The sequence below is a fragment of the Roseinatronobacter sp. S2 genome (assembly GCF_029581395.1).
GTDB lineage: Bacteria > Pseudomonadota > Alphaproteobacteria > Rhodobacterales > Rhodobacteraceae > Roseinatronobacter.
Genome location: NZ_CP121113.1, coordinates 72,201 through 90,282 on the forward strand (window position 1 = coordinate 72,201; position 18,082 = coordinate 90,282).

Sequence of the window (18,082 nt, forward strand, 5' to 3'; positions counted from 1 at the left end):
ACGTGTCGCGTTCATTTGCATTCATGCCACCCACTCTCACCTTTTGACCAAGCATGTGGCGCTAATCCCGCGCCTTCAGTGCTGTTGCCAGATCAATCCGGTCCAGCCGCCTTCGCACCATCATCACCGACCCCAGCGCGGCCAGAAACACGGCCAGCGCGGCCAGCGCGAAAGTCCGGCGCGTAATGTGAAACGGAATCTGGAACATGTCGGTCGACATTGCGCCCACCAGCCCCAGCGCCAGCCAGTAGCCAAAGCCCCAGCCCAACGGAATGGCCAGCGCTGTCAGCAACATCATCTCGCCTACCAGAACATAGCCCACCTCTGCACGGCTGAAGCCCAGCACGCGCAGGCTGGCCAGTTCATAGCTGCGTTCCGACAACTGAATGCGGGCCGCGTTATACACCACGCCAATGGCAATCAGCACCCCGATCAGGGTGTATATGCCCACCATTGTCAGCAAGTTCTCGCTTAGCGTGGCATCAAACTGACGCCGCACCTCGGCCCAGTCCGACAGGCCCGCAACGGCGGGTGTTTCCTTGATTGCAGCGTTCAGGTCATCCATCCGGTCTGACTGCACGGACAGGTGAATCATGTTCACCTGCGGCGCGCTGTCCATCGCGTCAAACAGGGCGGCGGCGGCGATATGCGCTTCCTGCCCCATGCCCTGCGGGATAATCTCGGCCACGGGCAGGTTCAGGATGGCGCGGGGCGGGGCCATCATTTCCAGCCGCAAGACCTGACCTGCGCGAATATCCAGTGCGCGGGCCAGCATCTCTGGCAGGATCAGGCCTGATGCACCCGGTTCAACCACCCGACCGGCATCATCGACCAGCCGCGCCAGTTCTGCATCGGGGAAATGGCCCTGCAATGCTGTCAGCCTGTTGCGGTGGCCGTGAACCGCACGCACCGGCATCGCATAGGCCCCTTCGGCGTGCAGCACGCCCGGAAGGGTCAGCGCGTCCTGCACCGCCGCATCAGATTGCGCATGCGCCAGCATCAGCGTGACCTGCTGGCGATTGGCCTGCTGGAACACGCTGTCGGCCAGTCGTTCAACCGCGTCGAACATGAAATAGCTCATCACCAGCACGCCCACGGACGCCGAAACGCCAAACAGCGTAATCGCCGCCCGCCCTGGCCAGCGGATGATCGAGCGAAAGATCATCATTGTGGTCTGTCGCAGGTGTATCCGTGTCAGCACCCTGTCGGCCCAACCCCGCGCAAAACTGGGCGGCGCGGGGGGCTGCATTGCTTCGGCTGGCGGCAATTTCAGCGACGACCAGACAGCCCGCAGCCCGCCCAGACCCGCCGTCGCCATGCCAAGGATGGCAGAAATCACCAGCGCCTGCGTGCCCCAGTCGCGGATGATGAAGGGGAAGCGGAAGAAATCGCCATAAAGCCCGATCATTGCATCAGCGATCCACCAGCCGAACCCCCAACCGGCCAGCACACCGATGACACCGATCAAAAGCGCAAGTTTCAGGTAATGCCAGGCAATATCGGCGCGCCCGTAGCCCAGCGCCTTCATCACCCGATTTGCGCGCGCTCCATCGTGATCAGGCGGCCCAGCACCATGTTGACCAGAAACGCCGCAATCAGCAGGAATATCGGCGGCATGAACGCGGCCATCGCGCCAAGCTGCTGCAATTCGCCATCCAGAAACGCATGCGAAACCTGCCGGTCACGCCCATAAGCCCCTGTTCCGCCATAAGGGTCCAGAAGGTGGTCGAGGGCCGCAATCACGGCGCGTTCATCCCCGTCGCGGGCCAGACGCACGGCAATCTCGTTGACGGCGCCTGCCATGTCCATGGCTGCGGCGGCGGCCGCATCTGTCATCCAGATCAGTGCATAGCGGCGGTCATCCGGCATCATCGCGCCGGGGGGCATGGTGTAGATGAATTCGGGGCTAAGCACCCATCCTGTCACCGTCAGTTCACGCAGCTGGCCGTTCAGCACACCCCGCAACCTGCTGCCGGGGACCAATCCGTGAATTTCGGCAAAAGGTTCGGCAAGCGCCACTTCATCGGGGCGGTCGGGGTCGGGCAGGCGGCCGCGCCGCACCAGCGGCAGGTTCAGCGCCGGTCCCGCTGCGGGCAGGGACAGGATGCGCCCCGTCGCGGGTTCGGCCATACCCGCGATATCCAGCACCGCCTGAAAGCTGATACGCCCTTCGGCCTGCGCAACACCGGGGATCAGGGCTGCGGCCTGCACCACATCCGCAGGTGCGCGCGTGGCCCCTGCGAAAACATCGGCAAAGCGGTGGCGTTCATAATAGGCGGCTTGTGTCTGGATCAATGTTGATTGCGTGGCCTGCGCGCCCACAAGCACCATGATGCCGCAACCCAGCACCAGCGCGATGGCCAGCGCCTGCGCCCATATTCTGCGCAGATCGCGCAGCATCTTGCGGTCCAGCGCCCTCACCAGCTGACCTGCGCTGGCAGGACACGTTCGGCATTGGCTTCATCGCGGATGACGCGTCCATCCGCCAGCACGACAACGCGGTGCGCGATACGCTGGATGGCGGCATTATGGGTGATCAGCACAGTCGCGGTGCCCAGATCGCGGTTAACCTCGTGCAGCGCTTCCAGAACCTGAATGCCGGTCTTGCTGTCCAGCGCGCCGGTCGGTTCATCGCACAGCAGGACATCGGGGCGCTTGGCAATGGCGCGGGCGATGGCCACGCGCTGTTGCTCGCCCCCTGACATTTCAGCGGGAAAATGGTCCATCCGGTGCGCAAGGCCCACGCGGTCCAGCGCTTCTTCGGGTGTCATCGGGTTTCGGGCAATTTCGGTCACCAGTGCCACGTTTTCGCGTGCGGTCAGGCTGGGGACCAGATTGTAGAACTGAAAGACAAAGCCCACATGATCGCGCCGAAAGGCCGTCAACTGGCGGTCGCCGGCCTGCGTCAGTTCCCTGTCGCGAAAAAACACCCGCCCGCCTGACGGCAGATCCAACCCGCCCAGAATATTGACCAATGTTGACTTGCCCGAACCCGACGCGCCCAGCAGGACCACCATTTCGCCTTCGGCAAGGCGAAGGTCGACCCCGCGTAATGCCCACACCTCTACCGTGCCCGTCTTGTAGACACGGGTGACGCCTTCTGCACGGAAGACTGGCAAGGGCGAACTGTCATGCACCATAAGCCTGTTCTAGCATAGGTAGAGTTCAGCGGCATGATCGAAATCAAGATACCCCCCGGACCAGAGCGCAAGACAGCCTGGCAATGCCAACCGGCACGGGCAGGGCCGAAAACTGCGATAGCTGTCCCCGGGATTTATTGTCATGGCCCATTTTCTTGGCGTGGCATGAAGCTCTCGTCCGTTGGCCAAGCAAAAGAATAGACAAGTCAGCAACCACCTGTTTATGATTTGATCAAAAAGGGGGACGTGCATGAACACGTCAGATATGGTGATTTTCAACGCCCGCGTGTTGCCAATGGATGGGCATCAGACACCGGCAACCGCTGTGGCCTTGGCCGCGGGCCGGATTCTTGCGATTGGCGATGATGCGCATATCTTGGCTATGGCAGATGGCGCTGCGCGCGTGATCAACGCACATGGCCGCACGCTTTTGCCGGGGTTCATTGAAAGCCATCTGCACCTTTTCACCGGCGCGGGCGAGTTGGGGCATTTGCAGCTTCTTGGCATTCAGGGTTTTGACGCACTTTGCCAAGCTGTGCGCGAATATGCTGCCAAACACCCGGAATTAGCGGTTATTGTGGGGCAAGGGTGCGATTATGACGTGGTTGGCCGGTCCCTGACCCGGCATGATCTGGACGCTGTTCTGCCCGACCGCCCTGTCTGCGTGCTGGCGGCTGATCATCACACCGCATGGGCCAATACAGTTGCGCTGAAGCGCGCAGGCATCCTGGAAGGGCGCAGTCTGGGGCCGGGCAATGAAATTGTGATGGGCGATGATGGGCTGGCCACCGGCGAGCTGCGCGAATTTCAGGCCAAGGCCCCTGTACTGGCGCTGGCTGGGGCGCATCGGATCATGGCCGGGCTGGCCACTGGCAAAGACCCCGCCCCCTACCCCACCGCGCAGGAATTTGCTGCCGATTGCGGGATTATGGCGCAGGGTCTGGACTATGCAGCACGTCTTGGGCTGACAAGTCTGACGAATATGGACGGCAATCCTTATACTTTGCGCATTCTTGAGCAGTTGCGCACCGAAGGGCGGCTGACTGCGCGCGTCAAGGTGCCGTTTCACTATGCCAGCGGCTGCACATTGGCTGATCTGGATATCGCAAGCCAGATGGCGCGGGATTATTGCGATGACTGGCTGTCATCGGGCTTTGTTAAGCTGTTTATGGACGGGGTCATCGACAGCGGCACCGCAGTCATGATCCATGACTACCCTGATCGCGCGGACTGGCGCGGAGAGCCGCTGTGGTCAGAGGCGGAATTTGCCGCCATCGCCACCGAAGCCGACAGGCGCGGGCTTCAGATCGCTGTCCATGCCATAGGCGACGGGGCCGTGCGCCGTGTGCTTGATGGATATGCACACGCACAAATAGCAAATGGCCCCCGCGATTCCCGCCACCGGATCGAGCATATCGAACTGATCGACCCTGCCGATATCATGCGGCTGAAGAACCTTGGGGTCACAGCCTCGATTCAGCCCATCCACGCCCCCGGTGCCAGTGATTTCCCCTTGCAGCCAACCATGAACAAGATCGGTCAGCCCCGTTGGGGGGATGCCTATCTGCACCGCACGCTTGCAGATGCGGGGATTCCGCTGGCTTTTGCCAGTGACTGGCCCGTAGCCGACCTTAACCCGTTGCGCGGTATCCAGTCTGCCTTGCAGCGCCCCGTCTATGAAGGTGCTGCCGATGAACGCCTGCCCCTGCACGACATTCTGGCGGCATACACAACCGGGGGTGCCTATGCCACCCATAGCGAAACCCGCAAGGGACAACTGCGCGCGGGGTATCTGGCCGATCTGGTTATCCTGAATGGCGATATCGAAGCGGCAACGCCAGCTGAAATAGGTGCAATGCAGGTCGACATGACCATCTGCGGCGGCCAGATCGTCTGGGAACAAGACAGCGCATTCTAAGCCCGCAGGGCGATGAAAAAGGACAGGCAAGGTGAGTCAGGAAATAGAAGTCACAGGGTTGAACAAATCCTTCGGGCAGGGGGGCGGCGAGTTTCGCGCGCTCAGCGCTATCAACCTGACCATAGCTACCGGGGAATTTTTCACGCTTCTTGGCCCTTCGGGTTGCGGCAAGACGACGCTGTTGCGCATCATTGCGGGGTTTGAGGAACCCAGCACAGGCGTGCTCAGAATTAACGGGAAGGACGTGACGGGGCTTGGCCCCGACAAGCGGCCCATCAACACGGTATTTCAGTCCTACGCCCTGTTTCCGCATATGAGCGTGGCGCAAAATATAGGCTTCGGGTTGAAGATGTTGGGCAAACCGAAATCCGAGATCAAAGCGACCGTGGCCGAGATGTTGCAGCTTGTGCGCATGGACGCGATGGCAGACCGCCTTCCTTCGGAAATTTCGGGGGGTCAACAGCAGCGCGTGGCACTTGCGCGCGCGCTGGCACCGCGCCCGCGTGTGCTGCTGCTGGATGAACCGCTAAGCGCGCTTGATTTGAAACTGCGCAAGGAAATGCAAAGCGAACTCAAGCGTTTGCAGACCGAGACAGGCATAACCTTTGTTTTTGTGACCCATGATCAGGAAGAGGCCCTGACCATGTCAGACAGGATCGCTGTCATGTCAGCGGGCGAAATCCTGCAACTTGGGCCACCACAGGAAATTTACAACGCGCCGGTAAATCGCTTCGTGGCCGATTTCATTGGCGACACAAATTTTCTGCGCCTGCGCGTGAAAGCCATTGGCGCAGGGGAGGCTGTCTTGGAACTGCCAGGCGGAAAACAGGCATCCGCACGCCTGCCTGCAAGCATCAGCCCGCCGGTCGGGTCGCTTGTCACGGCGGTCATCCGGCCTGAACAGGCCGAACCCACGCCCGCCGGACAGGGCGAGATGCAGGCTGTTGTCGCGTCGGCCACCTTTTTTGGCACAGACACCCATCTGCATCTGTTGCTGGATGACGCGCAGGGCTTTGTGCTGCGTCGCCAGAACCGCCCCGACCAGCCGTCCCCCGCACCGGGGACAAAGCTGGGCCTGACCTTCGCGCCCGGCGCGCTGCGTGTGCTGGAGGATTGAGCGATGCGCGGGCATGGTTGGAAATGGCTGCTTTGTACCCCTGCGTTGATCGTGCTGTTGCTGGCAGCGTCCGGCCCCTTGCTGATCGTGGCGGTGTATTCACTCCTCAGCCCCGGGAATATGGGCGGTGTGGTCTGGGATTTTTCCCTTGAAGCATGGTTTCGCGTGTTTTTCCGCCGCGACATTTTCGAACCTGATCAGGTAGAACTGAACACCGCGCACCTTCAGGTCTTCTGGCGGTCGGTCTGGCTGTCGCTGCAAACCACATTCATTTGTGCGTTCCTTGGCTTTCCGACGGCTTGGTTCATCGCAACCCGCCCCCGCCACACCCGCACCGTCTGGTTGTTCCTGATCACAATCCCCTTCTGGACCAACCTGCTGATCCGCACCTTCGCGATTCAGGAAATGATCCGCAACAATGGCACAATCAACGCGGTGCTGATCTGGACCGGTGTTATCGACAGTCCGATCCAGATGATGTTCACCGAATTTGCAGTGCTTCTGGGCATGGCATATGTGTTCCTGCCCTTGATGGTCCTGCCGCTATATGCCGCAATGGAGAAGATGGATTTCAGTCTGGTCGAGGCAGGCTATGATCTGTATGCCAGCCGGTTGAATGTGCTGTGGCATGTCATTTTGCCGCAAGTGAAGCCGGGGTTCATAGCGGGGTCCATCCTTGTTTTCATTCCCGCAATCGGGGCCTATGTCACGCCGCGCATTCTGGGTGGCGGGCGCACGATGATGCTGGGCAACCTGATCGCGTTGCAATTCGGGCAGGGACGAAACTGGCCGCTTGGCGCGGCGCTGGCGCTTTTGATGCTGGTCATGGTTGTGGGGGCGTTGATCTTTTATCTGCGCGTCGTTGGCCGGAATGATGAGGTGCGCCGTGGCTAGATCACGTTTTTCCATCACCCGACTGCCGGGCTTCGGGCTTATCGCAATCCTGACCTTTGTGATGTTGTATCTGCCGATCGTCATTCTGGTGGCGTTTTCCTTCAATGAAGGCATTTCGCAATCGCGCTGGGAAGGGTTTTCACTGCAATGGTATCAGGCGGCGTTCAACAATGCGCAGGTGCGCGATGTGTCGCTGCGCTCGCTCTGGCTGGCCGTTACGGCAGCCAGCTTCGCAACGATCCTTGCAACGCTGGCCGCGCTTGGCACAACCCGAGTGGGCCGTTTTCCGGGCCAGACAATGATCTATGCCCTGATCAATCAACCGCTGATGGTGCCCGAAATCGTGACCGGTATTGCGCTTTTGATCTTCGTGGCCGCGATCAAGGTGCAAACCGGCTATACAGGCATGGGCTATCTGGTGGCCGCGCATACCGCGTTTTGCATACCGTTTGCCTATCTGCCCATCCGCGCGCGGCTGGAAACACTTGATCACGCGCTGGAGGCCGCTGCGGCAGATCTTTACGCATCACCCATACAGGCGTTTCGGTATATTACGCTGCCCCTGATGGTGCCGGGCATTCTGGCAGGGTTCATGCTGGGGTTTGTTATTTCGCTTGATACGGTGGTGATCACGGAATTCGTGAAATCTGCCGGGCAGGACACGCTGCCCACCTACATGCTTGGCCAGCTTCGCCGGACAGTCACCCCCGAAATGAACGCCATTGCTACACTGTTCCTCGCGCTGTCGCTGATGATTGTGACGGCCTTCTTCTTCATCACCCGCACGCGCGGGCGATGAGGGTTCCACCACCAACCACAGGGAGACGATAATGATGAAAAAAATAACAGGATGGGTCAGTGCGGCCCTGCTGGGCACCACAGCCCTTGCAAGCGCCGAAGGTGTCGTGAACCTTTACAACTGGGGGAACTACACCAACCCCGAAATTCTGGAACGCTTCACTGCCGAGACAGGAATAGAGGTCACATTGACCGATTTCGACAGCAACGATACCGCACTTGCGCGTATTCGTCAGGGCGGGCATGGCTTCGACATTGTCGTTCCATCAGACACCTATATCGACACATGGGTGTCCGAAGGGCTGTTTCAGCCGCTCGACCGCGAGATTGTCACCAATCTGGGCAACATCGCGCCACAATGGGTGGATGTGCCATTTGATCCGGGCCGTGAATATACGGTTCCATGGGCCTGGGGGACAACAGGCGTGATTGTGGATACGTCGGTCTACAGCGGTGATATCAACAATATCGAGCTGATTATTGACCCGCCCGCCGAATTGCAGGGCCGGATCAATGTTATCCCGGAAATGTCCGATGTGATGGCGATGACGATCTATTATCATGGCGGTGAACGTTGCACGACCGACCGCGATACCTTGCGCGCCGTGCGCGATAGCCTGATGTCGGCCAAGCCGCATTGGCTGGCCCTCGATTACGGTGCCGTTGACAGCTATGCTGCGGGCGATTTTGCCGCAGGCATCTACTGGAACGGCGCATCAATGCGTGTGCGACTGCAAAACGATAATTTCGCCTATGGCTACCCCGCGACCGGATATCCGATCTGGATGGACAATGCAGCCGTGCTCGCCGATGCGCCGAACCCTGAAAATGCAATGAAATTCATCAACTTTGTCTTGCAGCCCGAAATAGCCGCACTCATCTCCAATTTTGCGCGCTACTCGAACGGTGTCACCGGGTCTGAAGAATTTATGGACGAAGAAATGCGCAACGCACCAGAGATCAATGTGCCCGCAGAACAGGCAGAAGCAGGGCGCTGGGGGCAGGCCTGCGCGCAAGACGTCAATGACATCCACACCCAGATATGGACAGAACTGATGCAGTAATCAGTTCAAGGACATGCTTCAGGGCGCGGCGTATCGCGCCCGCCCTGAAGTAACAGCATTTGGTTAGCAGCCCTGCCGCCTTGCACGAGCACGCAAATGCTGCGTCACAGATCATGCCTGCTAACGGACTTGCGTGGGGCTTTATCAGAAGATGCGATATATTGAACCGCACTGCCTTTCTTCGTGGCGCTGCGGCTGGTCGTTTCATCAAACACTCCAAACCGGATATTCAGACTGAAGCAAAAAGGTAGCTCAGATCCTTTTGGCCCAGTCAGGTCAGCTTGCCCAGTCAGGTCAGCGGCCAGCTGTCGTTCGGGGCCTGAACTTGCCGCAGAAGCCGACTTGCCAAGTCGCTGGGCCGCACCTATCTTTAACACATCACTATAATCGGAGACGCTACAGTTATGGACATGAACCTCGCCGCCCTCACCCATCCGGTTTTCGCTGCGAGAAGTTCTGCCCATGCCTGCATCTGTTTCCCTGTCCGGCCTGTGTTGGTCAACGCCCAACAACACGCCGCTTTTCACTGACCTCGACCTGACCTTCGGGCCTGAACGCACCGGCATTGTCGGACGCAATGGAACCGGCAAAAGCACGCTTCTGCGCCTGATTTGCGGCGATCTGCATCCGGTATCGGGTCAGGTGCAGGTGTCCGGCACCCTCGCTATGATGCGACAGGACGCGCAGGAACAGCCCGACAGCACCATCGCCGATCTGCTTGATGTGCGCCCAGCGCTGGACCTGCTGGACAGGGCCGAAGCAGGCCGAGCGGGGGCCTGTGAACTGGCCGACGCGGACTGGACACTGCCCGCCCGCATAGAGGCTGCATTGTTGAAATGTGGCCTGCCAATCAGTCCGCAGACGCCACTGGCCACATTATCAGGTGGTCAGCGCAGCCGTGCAGCGCTGGCCGCCCTGGTCCTTGCAGAACCGGATTTCATGTTGCTGGACGAGCCTACGAACAATCTTGATCGTGGCGGTCGCAGGGCGGTCATCGACCTTATCCGGGGCTGGAAAACTGGTGCGATTATTGTCAGTCATGATCGCGAGCTTCTGGAGGAAATGGATGCCATCGTGGAACTAAGCGCGCTTGGCGCAGCCCGCTATGGCGGGAATTACAGCGCGTTCCGGCACATCAAGGACACGGAACTGGACGCAGCCGCGCGCGACCTTGCCCATGCGGAAAAGTCCAGAAAGGACACCGCCCGCCGCGCCCAACAAGCCGCAGAGCGTAAGGCGCGCAAGGATAGTGCGGGACACAAGGCACGGGCGAAAGGTGATCAGCCCAAAATCGTGCTGGATGCAGCGAAGAGCCGTGCCGAAGCGTCTGGCGGTGCGGGTGCACGTCTGCGTGACGCACGGCGCGAGGCCGCAGAAGAGGCATTATCCGCAGCCCGCGCAAAGATTGAAGTTTTGCAACCGTTGCATATGGACATTCCGTCAACACATCTGCCGACCGGCAAGACGGTGCTGCGGCTGGACAATGTGACTGGCGGGCATGATCCTGACCGCCCGGTTATCCGCAATCTGTCGCTAACGGTCACCGGCCCTGAACGCATCCTGATTGCGGGGCCGAATGGCAGCGGCAAGACGACCCTTCTTAGGCTTATAACCGGCCAGATCATGCCGCAGGGCGGGGTTCTGGACCTTATGGTCCCGTTCTCGATGCTGGATCAGCATGTCAGGCTACTGAACCCGTCGCAGACCTTGCGCGAGAATTTTCAGCAACTAAACCCCGCAGCGGATGCGCAACAGGCGCATGCTGCGTTGGCGCGGTTCGGGTTTCGCGCCGCCGATGCGTTGCGACCGGCACGCGCGTTAAGCGGCGGCGAGCACTTGCGCGCCGGTCTGGCCTGCGCCCTTGGGGGCACCCCGCCACCCGGTTTGCTGATACTGGACGAACCGACGAACCACCTTGATCTGGATGGCATTGCAGCGCTGGAGGGCGCGCTGGCATCCTATGACGGTGCAGTGCTGCTTATAAGCCATGATGAAGCGTTCGTCAGGTCGGTCAGACCCGACAGAACCATTCAGCTTGGGGCGTGACCGCTTTCGCCATAAGGATGCAGCCCAGGCTGGCTGCGATGAAGGCAATCACCAGCGCGCCACCCCGATCAGGCCCGCAAAGACCAACGCCGCCGCAATCAGCACCACGCCAGCGCGCGGCCAGCGTCGCATGCGGTCTTCGGCGGCTTTTGCGCGCAGCAAGGCGCGCAGCGCCGGGCGTCTGATGCTGCGCGCGTGGCGTAAGCGCTGGCCGCCGGGCCATGCAGGAAACGCCGCCCAGCCCCGCAGCCCCTGAAACAGCGCAAGCACATCACCGGGGGGCTGGGCGGGCAGTGCCCATCTTTTTATCACCGCAACCGCGCACAGCCCGGCCAAGACAGGCCAAAGCCCCGCAAGCACATTGGCCCCGCGCACAGGATAACCGGCAGGCAGGCCCATAGCCCCCGCCCAAAGCACCCATGGCAGGGCAAGGGCCAGCCCCGCCAGAAGTGCCGCGCCGGAAAACACGCCCCGCCAAAGATGCGGCCCTGCGGGTTTTGCGGCGGGTTTTGCAGCATGCTGGTCAAGCCGCATAAGGAACCAGCCCAGAACCAGCGTGGTGGTAACCCCGCTAAGTGTCAGCGCCAGCGCCAGCGCCACGGGCAACCCGTCCTTGCCGCCCAGCTTGGCCAACGCCCCGCCCGTCAACGGCAATCCCGCCACAGAAAGCGCGACAGCGGCGGCAACCACCAGCGTCGCGCTGCGCTGGCGCGGGGTCGTGGCCGCAGCCATCACGCCCACGCACAGGAACAAGGCGGCCTTGGCAAGCCCGTGATGCAGCGCATAATAGGCCAACCCGCCCGACCCTGCGCCCGCAAGCATCAGCATCAGCCCCATCTGGCTGACCGTCGAATAGGCCAGCACCGCCTTCGGGTTGCGCTGGGTCACGCCCCAAAGCGCCGCCCAGAACCCACCTGTAAGCCCCGCCACAATCAGCATAGTGCCCCAGCCAGACCCGTCAGGCAGGAACAAAACCATGCCGATAAGCCCAGCCTTGACGATCGCACCCGACAGCACCGCCGACCCGGGCACAGGTGCTGCCGGATGCGCAACCGGCAGCCACAGATGCAAAGGAACCATCCCCGCCTTGATCCCGAACCCCACAATCAGCGCAGCCAGTCCGACCTGCCCCAGCGGCGCGTCCGGCAGTGCCGCGCGCACCGATGTTATTTGCAGGTCTTCGGCGGCCGCCGCGCCAATCATCAAACCGATCAGCAGCGCCGCTTCGCCCAGCACTGCAAGCGTGATATACAGCTTGCCTGCCGCCAGCGCCTTTTGCGTGCGCTCATGCACCACCAGAAACCACGCCGCCAGTGATACCGCCGCAAATGCCAGATAAAAGGTGACAACGTCGCCCGCCAGAAACACACCCAGATTGCCTGCCAGCGTCAGGCACCAGAACCCCACGAAATTGCCCGCCTGCATGCCGGATTTCAGGGTCAGCGCCGCATGCACCCCTGCCACGGTCCAGACCAGCGCGGTCATGCCCAGCAGCAGCGCGCCCCCCGGGACGGCGGCCAGATGCACCCCCAGCAGCAGATCGGGCAGATCTATCGTGCCCGGCGCGCCTGCCGCTGCAAAAGCCAGCGCAGGCAGCGGGGCCAGCGGCAGCACCCGCAGCGCCCCCGCCCGCCAGCGCGGCACCAATGGCACCAGCCCGACCAACAGCGGCCAGACAAGCACGGCCAGCGGCATAAGCGATCCCGTATAAAGCGCCGTCATGGCCCATACTCCCGCGTGACAATCAGCGTGGCCCAGCCCAGCGGGCTGATCGGGCTGGCCGCAAGCAGGCCCACGCCCACCGCCGCCGCCGCAGTGACCACCGCAGGAATAACCAGCGCCGGTGCGCGTTCATTCCCCGTAGCATCAGGCGCGGCGGGCAGAAACCACAGCCTGTATAGCAGGGGCAGGAAATAGGCCGCATTCAGCAGCGTCGATGCAGCAAGCACGCCCAACACCCAGGGCGCGCCAGCCTGAAGCCCCCCAAGGCCAAGATAGAATTTGCTGACAAACCCCGCCAGCGGCGGCAGCCCGATCATTCCCATAGCCCCCAGACTGAAACACACCGACGTCCACGGCAAGCGTTGTCCCATGCCGTTCAGGCCGGTAATTTTCTTGACGCCCGCGCGTTCGTCATAGATGCCCGCGCAGAAAAACAACGTGATTTTCATCAAGCCCTGATGGATCAGATGCACCAACCCGCCAATCATCGCCAACGGGCTGGCCAGCGCCGCACCCAGCACGATGTAGCTGACCTGACTGACGGTCGAATACGCCAGCCGTTTCTTGATCTCGTCTTGCTGCAAGGCGCGCACAGACCCCCAGATGATGGTGACAGATGCAAGGGCGGCCAGCGGCACACCCACCCCAAGGGCGATGACATTGGCCGCGCCGAACACATCATAAATGATGCGCACAACCCCGAACGCGCCCGCCTTGACCACCGCCACCGCATGCAACAGCGCCGATACCGGCGCGGGCGCGGCCATTGCGGCGGGCAACCAGCCATGCAGCGGCACCAGCGCGGCCTTGACCCCCACGCCGATTATGAACAGCGCGAAAATGGTGCGCAGCGCGTATGGGTCCAGCGCGCTCAGGTCTGGGGGGTCGGTGAACAGCACCGGCCCCGTGGCGCTTTCCAGCCAGATAATCGCCCACAGCAATGCCGCAGACCCCGGCAACGCATAGGCCAGATAAACCCGCGCCGCCGACAGGGACGGCTTGTCTTGCTTATGCGCAACCAGCGGCCATGTGGACAGCGTCAGCAATTCAAAGAAGATGAAAAACGAGATCAGCGAGCCGGACAGCGCCAGCCCCGTTGTCGCCGCCACACACAGGCTGAAAAACCCGAAAAAGCGCGACAATTCCGGCTTGGCCCCGAAATAGGCAATGGCATAGATCGTGGTCAGAAACCACAATGTTGCAGACAGTGAAATGAACAGCAGCGCCAGCGCATCCACCCGCAGCAGCATCACCAGACCGGGGGCAAGGGGCAGCGTGGTTTCATAGCTGGCGCCGCCCGCCACGGCAAACAGCATCCAGACAATCAACCCCAGCTTCAGCACCGCACCGCCCAGATTAAGGGTGTTGCGCAAACCGTGGCTGTCCTGCGCCAGAAAGAATGTCACACCCGCAGGTATCAGCGAGGTCAGCAGGACCAGCACGGGTAGGGCGGCGGTCATAACCCCTCCTGCGCGGGGGCCGGTCGCCCGATCTGCAACAAATCAAACGGGATGGCCGACAACAGCCCCAGCAGGATCGACAGCGCGGCCAGCACCAGCGGCACGGCCTGCCATACGCGCGGGATGGGGCGCGCAGGCGTTCGGGCACCCTGCGCGAACAGGGCCGCGATGGGGCGATACAAATACGCCGCCGCCAGCACACCGCCGCCCGCCAGCACCAGCGCCCATGGCCATTGCCCCGCCGCGAAGGCCGAAGTCATCAGCAGGTATTTCGCAGTAAACCCGCCCGAAGGCGGCAGCCCCATCAACGTGATCGCAGCCAGCGCGAAGGCAAAACCCGTCATCGGCAGGCTGCGGGCCAGACCGCGCAAATCCCCCAGCCGGTCACTGCCAATGGCGGCAATGTAAATGCCTGCCGTCAGGAACATCGCGGCCTTGGCCAACCCGTGGCTAAGGGCCTGAAACATCGCCCCCGTCCATGCCCCTGCCGCCCATGGCTGCGCAGACCCGTCCCCGCCCGCCAGTGGAAAAATGAAAAACAGATATCCCAGTTGCGCAACGGTCGAATAGGCGATGATCAGCTTCAACCGCTTTTGCACCAGCGCCAGAACCCCGCCCCAGATCACGGCAATCGCCCCAAGGGCTGCCAGCACCAGCAGCGCGGCACCGGATGCAAGATCGGGCATCGCCTCGAACCACAGGCGTATCAGGATCAGAAAGGACGCTTTTGGCACCAGCGCCGACAGCAAGGCCGAAGCGGGTGCCGGTGCCCCTGCATGTGCGGGCGGAAGCCAGACATGGAACGGAAACAGCGCCGTCTTGGCCAGCAGCCCTGCCGTCATAAGCGCCAGCGCCAGCGCATCGGTGTGCGCAGGCACCCGCACCGCCAGCAACCCGATATCCAGCGTGCCATGCGCGCCATATGCCAGAACCACGCCTGCCAGATACAAAAGCGACCCCGCCAGCGCAAAGATCATATACCGCAGGGCCGCCGCCAAAGCCTGCGCAGAACCCGAAAGCGCGACCAGCGCGACCGCCGCAAGGCTAAGCAATTCGATCCCGACATACAGGTTGAACAGATCGCGCGACAGATAGACCGCGTTCAGCGCCCCCCAAAGCAGCAACATCAGCGGCCAGAACCCGAAACCCATGCGCACGCCAACCCTGTCGGGCGTCAACTCGAACTGTGCGGCCAGTGCCACGGCGCCCATGACAAGCGCACTCATCATAATCAGGGCCGCAGCCAGCCCGTCGGCGCGCAGCGCAATGCCAAGCGGTGGTGCCCAGCCCCCCACCGCCAGTGTAACCGGCCCGCCATGCCACACGGCAAGGACCAGCGCCCCCGCCGCCAGAACGATCAGGGCCGAACTGGCCAGCACCACAGGCACGCGGGCGCGCGCAGGCAACAACAGCACCGTCAGCGCCGTCATCAGCGGCAGTGTCAGAACGATCACAAGCGCACTCATGGCGTGCGGTCTTCGTCAGGCAGGGCGGCGTGGCCTGTGCGTCGCGCCAGTGCCACCACCAGCCCGACGGCCAGCGCACTGGCCGACAGCGCCACGACAATGCCGGTAATGATCAGCGCCTGCGGGATTGCATCAACCGCCACACCGCGCGCACCGGCCGCGCCAAAAAACAAAAACAGGCCAGACCCTATCAGGTTGAAGCACATGATCCGGCGCAGCAAATGCGGCAATGCCAGCAATCCATAGACACCAAGACCCACCAGCGCCGCACCTGTCAGGGCAAAGACTGTCAGACTCATGATGATCGCCCCGCATCATCAGGCGGGCCAATGACCAGCAATGCCAGCGTCACGGCAATAGAGATGGTAAGCGCGGCCTCGATCACCAGAATGACGGGCTTTGCCAGCGCGGGCGGCAGGGTCAGGAAGGCCCCGCCGAACCCCGCCGCCAGCAGGCCCGCCAACAAAAACACCGCTGGCCCGACAACAACCGCCACCCGCAACAGGGCGTATGACACACGCGGCGGGCGCACCACATTGGCCATCAGCGCCACCAGCCCGACGGCGGCCAGCACCGTGCCGCCCTGAAATGCACCGCCGATATAATCCGCGCCCGCCCAGACCAGATACACCCCGAAGCAAAGCCCGATCGGGGGCAGAAACCGGCCAAAATTAACCAGCACACCGCCCGACAGCGCATGATAGCGCGGCCCCAGCGGGGCGTTCCAGTCATCATTGCGCGCCAGCATCCAGACCCCAAGCAGCGCCGCAAGCAACACAATGCTTTCCAGCAATGTGTCCCATGCCCGAAAGTTCAGCAACACCGCCGTTACCGGATTGCCAACCCCCGACCGGGGCAGCGCCTGCGCAATATCGGGCGTGGCCGGGACCGGCAATGCAAACCACGCCCAGCCCAGCGCAAGCGCCATCCCAGCGCCCGCAAGTGCGGCAGGCAGGTTCAGACCGGCGGGTGGCGGCGCATCACCCGCTTGCATCCGTCGCAGCCGCCCATGCGCGGCCAGAAGCAACACGCCGGTCAGCCCCGCACCAATCGCGGCTTCGGCCAGCGCCACATCAAACGCGCCCAGCCGCGCCCAGCCGATGGCCAGAAAAAGCCCGTAGGTTATGAAGAATATAACCGCACGAAACACAGCCCCACCCGCCACCGTTGCAAGGGCCGCGCCCAGGATCAGGGCACAAAGCGCAAGGTCCAGCGCAAGGCTCATTCACCCTCCTGCACTTGGGCAAGGGCGGCGCGTGCCACCAGTTGCGCCACAGTGCCCGCAGCCAGCAACGCCAGCGCCCATATCAGCGCCAGCATGGCCAGTTGCGCCCATGTGTCGGCCTGAAACGCAACCCCCAGCGCGATGAACCCCAGACCCAGATTGTCGGCCTTGGTCAGCGCGTGCAGGCGGCTGAATGTGTCTGGAAAGCGCAGCAGGCCAACGGTTCCGGCGACAAAAAACACCAGCCCCAGCGCGGTCAGGACATAGGTTGCAACATCTGCCATCATGCCCGTTTATCCGCCTGCCCTGTCGCGTGGCGGTTTTGCCAGCCAGCCGGTGGCGCGGTTTCTTCGGGGTCGCCCGCACCGTCGGGGGTTTGTGCCTTGATGAACCCGACTGCCGCCAGTGCTGCAAGCAGGGCCAATGCCAGCGCGACAACCAGCAATCCCCAATCCTGCAAGGCCGCCAGCACAATCAGCACACCAACCCCGCCCGTGCCCACAAGCTGCGCGGCCATCATCCGGTCGGCCTGTGACGGGCCGCACCATACGCGCCAAAGCGCGCCGCCAAGGCTGGCCAGCAAGCCCAGCGCGACAATATGCAACCACACGGTCATGCCGCGCCTGCCCGCGCCCGACCGATAAGTGCGGCAATCTCGGCTTCTTCGCGCGGAATGGCGGCGTCAAAGCCCGCATCCGTATCCAGCAGATGCACGATCAGCGTGCCATCCGCGCTGCCCGCGACCAGCGTGCCGGGCATCAGCGACAATTCCCCGCCAAGTGCCGCGCGCGCGCCGTCCGGCAGGTCGCTTGGCACCTCTATCCAGCCGGGGTTCAGCCGCAAGGTGGGGGCGAAGGCGCGCAAGGCGACATCAACCCCGCCGCGCACCGATCCGATGACAAACCTTGGAAAATGCAGCGCCATCCGCCACAGTTTGAACGGGTGGCGCGCAGGCAACAAATGCAGGCTTAGCCATACGGCGGCAACCGACACGGCCAGCCCGGCTGCAAACCCGCCCGGATCTGCGCCCGTCAGCGCCAGCCAGACGGCTGCGAACAGCAACGCCCGATGTATGACCGCTTTCATGAAGACAGTGTTCATGGCGCAAGTCTAATGTGCGGCGCGCAGGCGGGTCAACTGCATAGAAGGCCGCAGCCCTGCGGCATCGGACCCCGTGGGCGGGGATCGCCCGCATAAAGCATCGCAAGGCCAAAAAACAAGGCCATTCAGAT

At 62.2% G+C, this 18,082-nt stretch carries 17 protein-coding genes; 6 read left to right on the forward strand and 11 right to left on the reverse strand.

Going from position 1 to position 18,082, the window contains the following annotated elements:
- Nucleotides 1–61 precede the first annotated feature (61 nt).
- From P8S53_RS00340 to P8S53_RS00350, 3 genes are read right to left on the reverse strand one after another with little or no spacing between them, the layout of a single operon-like run.
- Nucleotides 62–1,528 (reverse strand): ABC transporter permease, encoded by a 1,467-nt coding sequence (locus tag P8S53_RS00340; RefSeq protein WP_277805180.1) that lies wholly within the window; start codon nt 1,526–1,528, stop codon nt 62–64.
- Nucleotides 1,528–2,421, reverse strand: coding sequence for a hypothetical protein (locus P8S53_RS00345; RefSeq protein WP_277805181.1), 894 nt, complete (start codon nt 2,419–2,421; stop codon nt 1,528–1,530). Before P8S53_RS00345 ends, P8S53_RS00340 begins: the two co-directional genes overlap by 1 nt.
- A complete protein-coding gene (locus tag P8S53_RS00350; RefSeq protein WP_277805182.1) occupies nt 2,418–3,140 on the reverse strand; it encodes an ABC transporter ATP-binding protein in 723 nt (240 codons plus the stop codon). Before P8S53_RS00350 ends, P8S53_RS00345 begins: the two co-directional genes overlap by 4 nt.
- 250 nt (nt 3,141–3,390) lie before the next feature.
- Between P8S53_RS00350 and P8S53_RS00355 the strand changes: the two genes are divergently transcribed.
- The 6 genes from P8S53_RS00355 to P8S53_RS00380 all read left to right on the forward strand — a co-directional run bounded on the left by P8S53_RS00355 (nt 3,391) and on the right by P8S53_RS00380 (nt 10,977).
- The gene (locus P8S53_RS00355; RefSeq protein ID WP_277805183.1) at nt 3,391–5,058 is read left to right on the forward strand and encodes an amidohydrolase; all 1,668 of its coding nucleotides are present in this window, start codon (nt 3,391–3,393) and stop codon (nt 5,056–5,058) included.
- Between the two features lie 31 nt (nt 5,059–5,089).
- Nucleotides 5,090–6,175 (forward strand): ABC transporter ATP-binding protein, encoded by a 1,086-nt coding sequence (locus P8S53_RS00360; RefSeq protein WP_277805184.1) that lies wholly within the window; start codon nt 5,090–5,092, stop codon nt 6,173–6,175.
- A gap of 3 nt (nt 6,176–6,178) precedes the next feature.
- Nucleotides 6,179–7,069, forward strand: a complete 891-nt coding sequence (locus tag P8S53_RS00365) for an ABC transporter permease (RefSeq protein WP_277805185.1) — start codon at nt 6,179–6,181, stop codon at nt 7,067–7,069.
- The gene (locus P8S53_RS00370; RefSeq protein WP_277805186.1) at nt 7,062–7,868 is read left to right on the forward strand and encodes an ABC transporter permease; all 807 of its coding nucleotides are present in this window, start codon (nt 7,062–7,064) and stop codon (nt 7,866–7,868) included. The genes P8S53_RS00365 and P8S53_RS00370 overlap by 8 nt, the downstream gene beginning before the upstream one ends.
- Before the next feature lie 34 nt (nt 7,869–7,902).
- Nucleotides 7,903–8,931 (forward strand): extracellular solute-binding protein, encoded by a 1,029-nt coding sequence (locus P8S53_RS00375; protein ID WP_306417844.1) that lies wholly within the window; start codon nt 7,903–7,905, stop codon nt 8,929–8,931.
- 462 nt (nt 8,932–9,393) lie between these two features.
- Nucleotides 9,394–10,977 (forward strand): ABC-F family ATP-binding cassette domain-containing protein, encoded by a 1,584-nt coding sequence (locus P8S53_RS00380; RefSeq protein ID WP_277805188.1) that lies wholly within the window; start codon nt 9,394–9,396, stop codon nt 10,975–10,977.
- A gap of 48 nt (nt 10,978–11,025) precedes the next feature.
- Here the strand turns inward: P8S53_RS00380 and P8S53_RS00385 are convergent, their stop codons facing one another.
- From P8S53_RS00385 to P8S53_RS00420, 8 genes are read right to left on the reverse strand one after another with little or no spacing between them, the layout of a single operon-like run.
- The gene (locus tag P8S53_RS00385) at nt 11,026–12,699 is read right to left on the reverse strand and encodes a complex I subunit 5 family protein (RefSeq protein WP_277805189.1); all 1,674 of its coding nucleotides are present in this window, start codon (nt 12,697–12,699) and stop codon (nt 11,026–11,028) included.
- Nucleotides 12,696–14,159: a complex I subunit 5 family protein gene (locus tag P8S53_RS00390; protein WP_277805190.1), complete on the reverse strand. Its 1,464-nt coding sequence runs from the start codon at nt 14,157–14,159 to the stop codon at nt 12,696–12,698. Before P8S53_RS00390 ends, P8S53_RS00385 begins: the two co-directional genes overlap by 4 nt.
- The gene (locus P8S53_RS00395; protein ID WP_277805191.1) at nt 14,156–15,625 is read right to left on the reverse strand and encodes a complex I subunit 5 family protein; all 1,470 of its coding nucleotides are present in this window, start codon (nt 15,623–15,625) and stop codon (nt 14,156–14,158) included. Before P8S53_RS00395 ends, P8S53_RS00390 begins: the two co-directional genes overlap by 4 nt.
- Nucleotides 15,622–15,924: an NADH-quinone oxidoreductase subunit K gene (locus tag P8S53_RS00400; protein ID WP_277805192.1), complete on the reverse strand. Its 303-nt coding sequence runs from the start codon at nt 15,922–15,924 to the stop codon at nt 15,622–15,624. The genes P8S53_RS00395 and P8S53_RS00400 overlap by 4 nt, the downstream gene beginning before the upstream one ends.
- A complete protein-coding gene (locus P8S53_RS00405; RefSeq protein ID WP_277805193.1) occupies nt 15,921–16,850 on the reverse strand; it encodes a hydrogenase subunit MbhD domain-containing protein in 930 nt (309 codons plus the stop codon). The genes P8S53_RS00400 and P8S53_RS00405 overlap by 4 nt, the downstream gene beginning before the upstream one ends.
- On the reverse strand, nt 16,847–17,137 hold the full coding sequence (locus P8S53_RS00410; RefSeq protein ID WP_277805194.1) for a monovalent cation/H(+) antiporter subunit G: 291 nt from the start codon (nt 17,135–17,137) through the stop codon (nt 16,847–16,849). The genes P8S53_RS00405 and P8S53_RS00410 overlap by 4 nt, the downstream gene beginning before the upstream one ends.
- A complete protein-coding gene (locus tag P8S53_RS00415) occupies nt 17,134–17,466 on the reverse strand; it encodes a monovalent cation/H+ antiporter complex subunit F (protein WP_277805195.1) in 333 nt (110 codons plus the stop codon). The genes P8S53_RS00410 and P8S53_RS00415 overlap by 4 nt, the downstream gene beginning before the upstream one ends.
- Nucleotides 17,463–17,951: a Na+/H+ antiporter subunit E gene (locus P8S53_RS00420; RefSeq protein ID WP_277805196.1), complete on the reverse strand. Its 489-nt coding sequence runs from the start codon at nt 17,949–17,951 to the stop codon at nt 17,463–17,465. Before P8S53_RS00420 ends, P8S53_RS00415 begins: the two co-directional genes overlap by 4 nt.
- Between the last annotated feature and the right edge of the window lie 131 nt (nt 17,952–18,082).